This window comes from Clostridium sp. 1001270J_160509_D11 (assembly GCF_015667935.1).
Taxonomy (GTDB): domain Bacteria; phylum Bacillota; class Clostridia; order Peptostreptococcales; family Peptostreptococcaceae; genus Intestinibacter.
The window spans coordinates 1-8,167 of sequence record NZ_JADPET010000133.1 but is presented as its reverse complement, the minus strand read 5'-3'; the positions used below and the strand labels follow the sequence as shown (position 1 = coordinate 8,167).

At 30.0% G+C, this 8,167-nt stretch carries 7 protein-coding genes; 4 read left to right on the top strand and 3 right to left on the bottom strand.

Features of this window, described 5'->3' with window-relative positions; genetic code table 11:
* On the bottom strand, nt 1-937 hold a 937-nt coding region (locus tag I4U58_RS11170), incomplete at its 3' end, for an efflux RND transporter permease subunit (RefSeq protein ID WP_243269617.1).
* Between the two features lie 177 nt (nt 938-1,114).
* Entirely contained in the window at nt 1,115-2,419 is a 1,305-nt protein-coding gene (locus I4U58_RS11165) for a conjugated bile salt MFS transporter (RefSeq protein ID WP_195931426.1), read from the bottom strand.
* 458 nt (nt 2,420-2,877) lie between these two features.
* On the opposite strand from I4U58_RS11165, the gene I4U58_RS11160 reads away from it, so the two are divergent.
* The 4 genes from I4U58_RS11160 (at nt 2,878) to I4U58_RS11145 (ending at nt 6,467) form a co-directional block, all read left to right on the top strand.
* The gene (locus I4U58_RS11160) at nt 2,878-4,230 is read left to right on the top strand and encodes an alanine:cation symporter family protein (protein ID WP_195931425.1); all 1,353 of its coding nucleotides are present in this window, start codon (nt 2,878-2,880) and stop codon (nt 4,228-4,230) included.
* Between the two features lie 212 nt (nt 4,231-4,442).
* Complete coding sequence (locus I4U58_RS11155; RefSeq protein ID WP_195931424.1) at nt 4,443-4,706, top strand: hypothetical protein; 264 nt, start codon at nt 4,443-4,445, stop codon at nt 4,704-4,706.
* Nucleotides 4,707-4,835: 129 nt separating this feature from the next.
* Nucleotides 4,836-5,474, top strand: coding sequence for a nitroreductase family protein (locus I4U58_RS11150; protein ID WP_195931423.1), 639 nt, complete (start codon nt 4,836-4,838; stop codon nt 5,472-5,474).
* A gap of 165 nt (nt 5,475-5,639) precedes the next feature.
* Nucleotides 5,640-6,467 carry an undecaprenyl-diphosphate phosphatase gene (locus I4U58_RS11145; protein WP_195931422.1) on the top strand — a complete coding sequence of 276 codons (828 nt, stop codon included), beginning with the start codon at nt 5,640-5,642 and terminating at the stop codon, nt 6,465-6,467.
* A gap of 242 nt (nt 6,468-6,709) precedes the next feature.
* Here the strand turns inward: I4U58_RS11145 and megL are convergent, their stop codons facing one another.
* Nucleotides 6,710-7,897, bottom strand: a complete 1,188-nt coding sequence (gene megL, locus I4U58_RS11140; protein ID WP_195931421.1) for a methionine gamma-lyase — start codon at nt 7,895-7,897, stop codon at nt 6,710-6,712.
* Nucleotides 7,898-8,167 lie beyond the last annotated feature (270 nt).

Below are 8,167 nucleotides of genomic sequence, written 5' to 3'. Positions count from 1 at the left end.
TTTCTTCTTTAGAAGACTCAAGTGTAGCTTTTTGTTCACTTACTTGTGAAGCTGTTTTTGATAATTCATCATTTAATGATGAACGAGAACTTTCAAGCTCTGTTTTTTGAGATTGTAACTTTTGAAGTTGAGCTTGTAAATCACTAGTAGAACCAGTATTGCTTGATATAGAGTTTTCGATTTCTTTTATAGAATTGTCTATTTGAGTACTGGTACTATCTAATTCAGAAAGTTTTTGTTGTATTTGAGATTCAGATTGTTGTTGACTTTCGTCTAAGCTAGAGATAGATTTATCTATCTCATCAATTTGATCATCAAATTTCTTATTTACACTTTCTTGAATTTCTTGATTAACAGAATCAATTTTATCAGGGTCTAAAGTGACTTGTAACTGTCTTTCCACAAGGCCACTTGCAGTTACTGATGCCACGCCATCAACACGTTCTAATTTAGGAATAACCTCATTATTAACATATCTAGAAATTTCCTCATTAGACATTCCATCGACATCTACACTTACCATCATTACTGGCATCATATCAGGATTTAGTTTCATAAGAGTAGTAGACCCAACAGAATCATCAAAGTTACCTTTGACTAAATCAACTTGACCATTAAGATCTATCATTGCAGAATCCATATTAGTATCCTGAGAAAATTCAAGTATAACCATACTTACATTTTCATTTGATATAGAAGTAATATTTTCTACACCACTTACGGTAGAGAATACTTCTTCTAGTGGATTTGTAACAGTACTTTCAACCTTCTCTGGACTTGCTCCAGGGTATGTTGTATACGCGATTACATAAGGAAGATTCATATTTGGCAATAAATCAGTCGTCATTTTTGTAAAGGAAACAACACCTAGAACAAGTATAAGGACCATGCATACCAATACTGTTAGTGGTTTTTTTACACTGAATTTTGGTAACAAAAATTTCACCTCACTTTAAAATTTCTAAAACTGACAGGTCAGTCAATAGTATAAGTATAGCATTTTCTAAAAAGGAAATAAATGGAATAAAGTCAAGAAATGTAAAAAAGTGTAAAATAAAAAACTCTACAAATATTTTTTAATATTTGTAGAGTTTTTTATTTTTGTCTATAAAGCTTAAACTATTTTTTTAGTTTCAACAACATTGTTTTCTTTGTTGTATTTTAATATACCAACTGAGGCAATTAATAAACAAGCATATGCTATAACAACATAACCTGTTGTAATTATCCAAGAAGTTAAATAACCAAATGTGTCAACACTTATTCCGAAAAGAACTGTACCAAGTGCATAACCTATAGCGAAGAATACTTGAACTATACCTAATATAGTACCAAATTCTCTATCACCAAAAAGAGCACCTGTTAAGTAAGATGGTCCAATTATATATGCAAATATAGTTATTCCTAAAAGTATTGCAAATAAGTATCCTAAAGCAGGTATACCAGGTATAAATACTAAAGATATTCCGCAAAGAACAACCATAACACTTGATAATAAAAGTGTCTTTTTGATACCTAATTTATCAAAGAATAAACCACCACATAAGTTCCCTAGTATAGAGAAGAAGGCGAATATTGAGCCAATATTAGCAACATAAGTAGCACTAAATCCTAATTTATATAAATAAGATGTGTATTGTACTGACATACCACTTACATAGAAACCTACAAATATAAATCCAACTGCTAATACCCAGAATAATTTCATTTTTGTTACTTCTTTAAGAGTATATCCCCATTTAGTTAAAGTAGTTTTTGTATTTTCTCCTTGTTGTGCTTTATTTCTAGGTACATTAGCAGCTAATTCTGATGGACCTTTTGGTAATCTAACCATAAATATAGAAATTAAAAGTGATACTACAAGAGAGAATATACCAAATATAAAGTATGCTTTTGCATAACCATAGTTTGGATTACTAAGTAATCTAGCAGCAACTTGTTGTAAGAATATATTACCTATACCACTACCACAGAATGCTAGACCCATTGCTAAACCTTTATTTTCTTTAAACCATGAGTTTAAAAGTAATGGAACACCTATAGCAGATACGATAGAAGTACCAACTTGAACTAAAGCTGATATAGCGTAATAAGCCCATAAGTTACCACCAGCAAATGAGAAAAGCGCAAATCCGCCACCACATAATATAGAACCTATGATATAAACTAATTTTATATTTGTTTTAGGATCAGATAAAACTTTACCTATATAAGGTGAAGCAAGTGCTGATACTATTGTACCGATTGTAAATAATAAAGAGAATTGAGTTAGTGTAAATCCTTCTCCATTAGTTACAAAGTTGATGAATTGGGGTTGTACGTTCGTTGCTACACCATAAGGAACAGCTTGAATTAACATACACGCCGCAACTATAACCCAACCATAAAAAAATGGTTTTTTAGTATTTGTATTTTCCATTATTATTTCTCCTTTTTATTATAAGTATTGTTTATTTATTATTACCGAATAATAAGCAATATAGACATAAAAAAAAACAAAATAAAATTGCTAATTAAACTAAATTTAAAATAAATTTAGAAATGGTTGTTTTTAGCATAACACATTCGCATGAAATTTCAAGGGGCAAAAGTAGAAAAAATATACAATAAGACAATATAAACATCAAAATAGGGCAGATTTCATCAGTATAAATGTATAAAAATAACGTTTCCAAGAAACAATAAACATATGTGAAATAATGGATTTAACAAGGTTACACAATTTCATTGAAATTTAAATAAATAATATGTTAAAATGACTTCATGTCGTATCTAGTAAATTATTGTCGACAAGTAAAGATTAAGTATTATATCCATAATAAGGAAAATAAAAAGGAAAGGAGAGCTACTATTTATACGTAGCGAAGACATAATTAAATGGCTAATTTTTTATCACAATTAGAACATATTATAACTGTTGTTTCTGATACAATATGGCCTATATTTTTACCATTTATACTGGTAGTAGGTGCAATAACTTCAATAAGAACTATCTTCATAGTACAGAAACAAGCAACAAAACCATCTACATTAAAACTTAAAAATGCTATAGGACCAGCGGCGATATCTCTTGGTGCTATGATAGGTACTGGTGCCGTTGTAGGTGTTATGGGTGCATTATCAAAATTATATGCAGCAGGACAACATAACATAGAGGCACTAGCAATATGGGCATTAATAGGAGCTTTAATAATGGTTCCAGTTTCTTATTCAGAAACATTAAACTCAAAAATAATGGGGAAAACACCAAAAGAATATATATCATACTTAATAAGTCCAAAATTAGGGATGGTATATGCAGTATGTTTCGTAGCATTATCTGTATTTGGATTTGGTGGTTTCCAATTTAGTGGTATAGATTCAGTTAGTGCTATAGTTGCATCTAAATTCATGGGAATAGAAACTACTTTCATGCAAAGATATTTATTTATCGTTGTACCAGTAATAATCATAGTAGCATTATTAGTACTATCTAAAAGACATGAAGTGTTTATGGATGCAATGACATACATGATAGGAACAGCAGTAGCAGCATACTTTATATTCTTTACAATATTTGTAATTAAAACAGCATCATACATACCAACTTACCTACATGGAATGATTCAAGGTATGATGAACCCTGTTAATGCAATGCTTGGTGTTCCACTTGGATTTATATTAGGTATGCAAAAGATAATCCAAACTGCTGAAACTGGTTTAGGTGCATTAGCTATGGCTGCACAAGAATCTGATTCTGAGCCTAGAGAAGCAGCTATGATAGCATTAATACCTACAATAGTAACAGTATTTGTATCTATAGTAGTTACTTCTTATATAGCATCATATGGTGTACGTAATGGAATAATTCACTTCCCAGCAGATACAATAACAAGATTAACTCAATTATTTGAAACTGCACAAGATGTAACGGGAGTTTTCGGATTAATAGTATTCTCATTATTTACTGTTTTATCTGCATTAACTACAATATTAGGTTCATACTACTATATGACAAAATTATTTAAGTCTAACCATATAAACACAAATATAGCAATATATTTAGTATTAGTATTTACAGCAGGTACATTAGCGGTATTCGGTGCAAATGTAGTGTTTGAAGCAGTAGACTTACTTATGTTTGTGCTTTGCGGAATAAATGTAACTACACTTATGATATTTACATTTAAAGCATGGAAAAAATATAAATTAGATGATAATGATTTAGATCAATCTAAAAGAGTATCTTAATAAACTTAATAGATAAATTATAAAGCCTGTATAAATTTTTTATACAGGCTTTTTTTAATTTCTAACTTATTAACTTACGCAACGGAAGAAGTTGTTGGCACTATGAACGCAGTGAATTTTTTTTGCCTAAATTTATGCTCATAAAACAAAAATAGTAAAAATAAATATATATAAGGCATAAATTAATTTAATATAAATTGGGAGGGATTTTTATGAAAATGTATACACAAAAATACAATCGAGGGAAGGGAAATGTAAGTAATATTCCAAATACAATTGCTTATACATTTATAAGAAATTATATGACTAGTAAAGAATTTGAAGAAATAACATACAGTATGTTTATCAAGAAGATGAATAAACAACAGGTGAGTAGAGCGATGTCAGAAATAAAATGGTTATTTAGAAGTTATCCGGGGTTAGAGGTTTTATCATTACAGGATGAAAAGGGAAATATAACTAGATTTGAACTTTAATAAAAAAAGTATTATTTGTATTTTTTATATATACATAGGAAAATTTTAAAAGATTATAGTAAAAAATTTATAATTGGTATAAAATAGATTTTGTTATTATTTAAAATTGGAATATGAGGAGATATGGAAATGACAAACTTAGAGTTTATATATAAGAGAAAAAGTATCAGAAAATTTACTGACCAAGAAATTCCAAAAGAAGACTTAATCGAAATGTTAAAGGCTGCAACTTATGCACCATCAGCAAAACACCAACAAAACTGGCATTTCGATGTTATAACAAATAAAGAGAAAATAGACGAAATAGCAAAAGTTGTTGGCGATAGACACATGGAAATTGCCAATTTAGCAGATAATGAAAAAGATCAAACTAATATGAGCAAGTTTTTAAAATACTACACAGTATTTAAAAATGCACCAGTTCTTATCTTAGTTTATGCAAAACCATATAAAACAGTAGAATATAAAATATTAAAAGATAAACCAGAATGTAAAGAATTATATGATATGGTAGCTTCTAGTCAAGCTGAGATACAAACTATAGGAGCAGCAGTAGAAAATTTATTATTAGCAGCTGCAAATATGGGATATGGAGCTTGTTATATGACAGGACCTATACATTCTAGAGATAAAATATATGAAGTTATGGGCCATGATGAGACAAAAGGAGAATTAATGGCATTAATACCAGTTTGTGTTCCAGAAGATATGAGTGCACCACAACCACCAAGACTTCCGTTAGAAGATGTAGTAACATTCATAGACTAAAGTTAATCAAAAATTTAATTATTTGTAATAAAAATTATATATTTTAATGTTATACTATAGATGTTAAAAAGATTACTTTTAATAAGAAAGTGAAATATCCTGTTTCTAGCAGGATATTTTAATGTAAAAATTGAAAAATAAATAAAGAATAACGAGAGGTGAATTATGGAATTTATCGAAATAATGAAAGCCATTATCTTAGGGATAATTGAAGGGATTACAGAATGGCTTCCAGTAAGTAGTACAGGACATATGATATTAGTTGATGAATTTTTACAACTAAATATGTCTCCAGCGTTTAAAGAAATGTTTTTTGTAGTTATACAATTAGGTGCAATCATGGCGGTAGTAGTTTTATATTGGAAAAAGATTTTTCCTTTTTCATTTAAAAAGAAACCATTTGTACAAAAGAGTATAATCATAATGTGGATTAAAGTAATAATTGCATGTTTACCAGCTGCAGTTATAGGCCTATTGTTTGATGATAAGGTTAATGAGTTATTCTATAACTTCCAAACAGTAGCGATAATGTTAATTTTATTTGGTATATTCTTTATAGTTGTTGAAAACTACAACAAAGGGAAAATACCTGTGGCAACAGATATGGATCAATTAACATTCAAAATGGCTATAATAATTGGTTTATTCCAAGTTATAGCTGCAGTTTTCCCAGGGACTTCACGTTCAGGAGCAACAATATTAGGAGCTTTATTAATAGGTGTATCAAGAGAAGTAGCAGCAGAGTTTACATTCTTCTTAGCAATACCTGTTATGTTTGGGGCTAGTTTACTTAAATTAGTTAAATTCGGATTTGTATTTACAGGATTTGAAATGTTAATACTATCTGTAGGAAGTATAGTAGCATTTATTGTATCAATACTAGCAATCAAATTCCTTGTTGGATACATAAAGAAACACGACTTCAAAGTATTTGGATGGTATAGAATTATACTTGGTATAATACTTTTAGGTTATTATTTCTTTTTAAGATAATAAAAAACCATGGGTTTAGATAACTCATGGTTTTTTAATTCTAAGGAAATTATATATTATCTGGTTTTTGGATAATGTATAATTTCCAACCTATTAACTTTTAAGCAACGGAATCTTTGATTCGTTGGCGCCATGAACGAAGTGAATTTTAAGCAACGGAATCTCCGATTTGTTGGCGCCATGAGCGAAGTGATTTTTAAGCAACGGACGAAGTCGTTGGCGCCATGAGCGAAGCGAATTTTTTATACTAATTTATCTAATGCCTGTTTTAAATCAGCGATTATATCATCGGCATCTTCAAGACCGACAGAAAGTCTTACTAGACCATCTGTAATATTTGCAGCAGCTCTTTCTTCTGGAGTACAAGGAGAATGAGTCATAGATGCTGGATGTTCTATTAATGTTTCTGCATCACCAAGGCTAACAGCTAGTGTACAAAGTTTTATAGTATTCATCAATTTTGCACCAGCTTCGATTCCACCTTTAACTTCAAATGAAAGCATAGCACCTGGAAGAGACATTTGCTTTTTAGCTAAATCATATTGTGGAAAGTCTTTTAATCCAGGATAAAGTATAGATTCAATAGCAGGGTGATTTTGTAAAAATTCTGCTACCTTCATTGCATTTTCACAATGTTTTTCCATTCTTATTGGAAGAGTTTTAAGACCTCTAGCTATTAAGAATGCATCATTAGGGCTTAGTACAGCACCTGTAAAATCTTTGATACCCTCCATTTTAACAGCAGTTATAAAATCTTTTTTACCAACTACTAAACCGGCGATAACATCACCATGACCATTTATATATTTAGTAGCAGAGTGAACGACAACATCTGCACCTAATTCAAGTGGTCTTTGGATATATGGTGAACAGAAAGTATTGTCTACAACAACTATAGTGCCTTCTTTTTTGTGTGCAATCTTTGAAATTCCTTCAATATCACAGATTTTTAAAGTTGGATTAGCAGGTGTTTCAAGATAAACAACTTTAGTATTATCTTTTATTTTGGATTTAACTAAATCTAAATCAGATAAATCAACAAAATCTACTTCGATACCGAATTTTGTTAAACCACTGCTCATCAATGATTGAGTACAGCCATAAAGCGTATCACAAGCAAGAACATGGTCACCAGCTTTTAATGCTGTCCATAATGTAGCAGCAATAGCACCCATACCAGATGAAGTAGAGGCACAAGCTTCACCACCTTCTAAAGCAGCGACTTTTTCTTCTAAAGAAGTATTAGTTGGATTTCCTAATCTGGAATATATGTATCCTTCTTCTTCGCCTGCAAATCTTTTTCCGCCTTGTTCAGCGCTTTCGAATACAAATGTTGAAGTTTGATATATTGGCAATGATAAAGCACCAGCAGCGTTTTTGTGATGCCCTGCATGAATTGATGTAGTTGCAAATCCTTTTTTATTATCCATTATTAAAACCCCCTTATTTTTAATATGAATATTTATTATATAAATTTTACTGTGAAGAAATTTGTAGTCTTGATAAAGTTTCAGAATTTTCACAACCTCTGTGAACACATAACCTATACTAAAAAAATTGATTTGTAAAGTACTTTTGTAGGTTATTTATTTTTGAGAAGTATTATAAATATTATAGAAATGAGATTTACTTCTTAATATAATTGTAATTTCATAGGACTGTATATTAGTATAACTAAAAAAATATAACTTGATATAGTT

Excerpts from the sequence above, each read along its gene's own strand:
- I4U58_RS11165 (WP_195931426.1), bottom strand. The coding sequence starts at position 2,419 with ATGGAAAATACAAATACTAAAAAACCATTTTTTTATGGTTGGGTTATA.
- I4U58_RS11160 (WP_195931425.1), top strand. The coding sequence starts at position 2,878 with ATGGCTAATTTTTTATCACAATTAGAACATATTATAACTGTTGTTTCT.
- I4U58_RS11155 (WP_195931424.1), top strand. The coding sequence starts at position 4,443 with ATGAAAATGTATACACAAAAATACAATCGAGGGAAGGGAAATGTAAGT.
- I4U58_RS11150 (WP_195931423.1), top strand. The coding sequence starts at position 4,836 with ATGACAAACTTAGAGTTTATATATAAGAGAAAAAGTATCAGAAAATTT.
- I4U58_RS11145 (WP_195931422.1), top strand. The coding sequence starts at position 5,640 with ATGGAATTTATCGAAATAATGAAAGCCATTATCTTAGGGATAATTGAA.
- megL (WP_195931421.1), bottom strand. The coding sequence starts at position 7,897 with ATGGATAATAAAAAAGGATTTGCAACTACATCAATTCATGCAGGGCAT.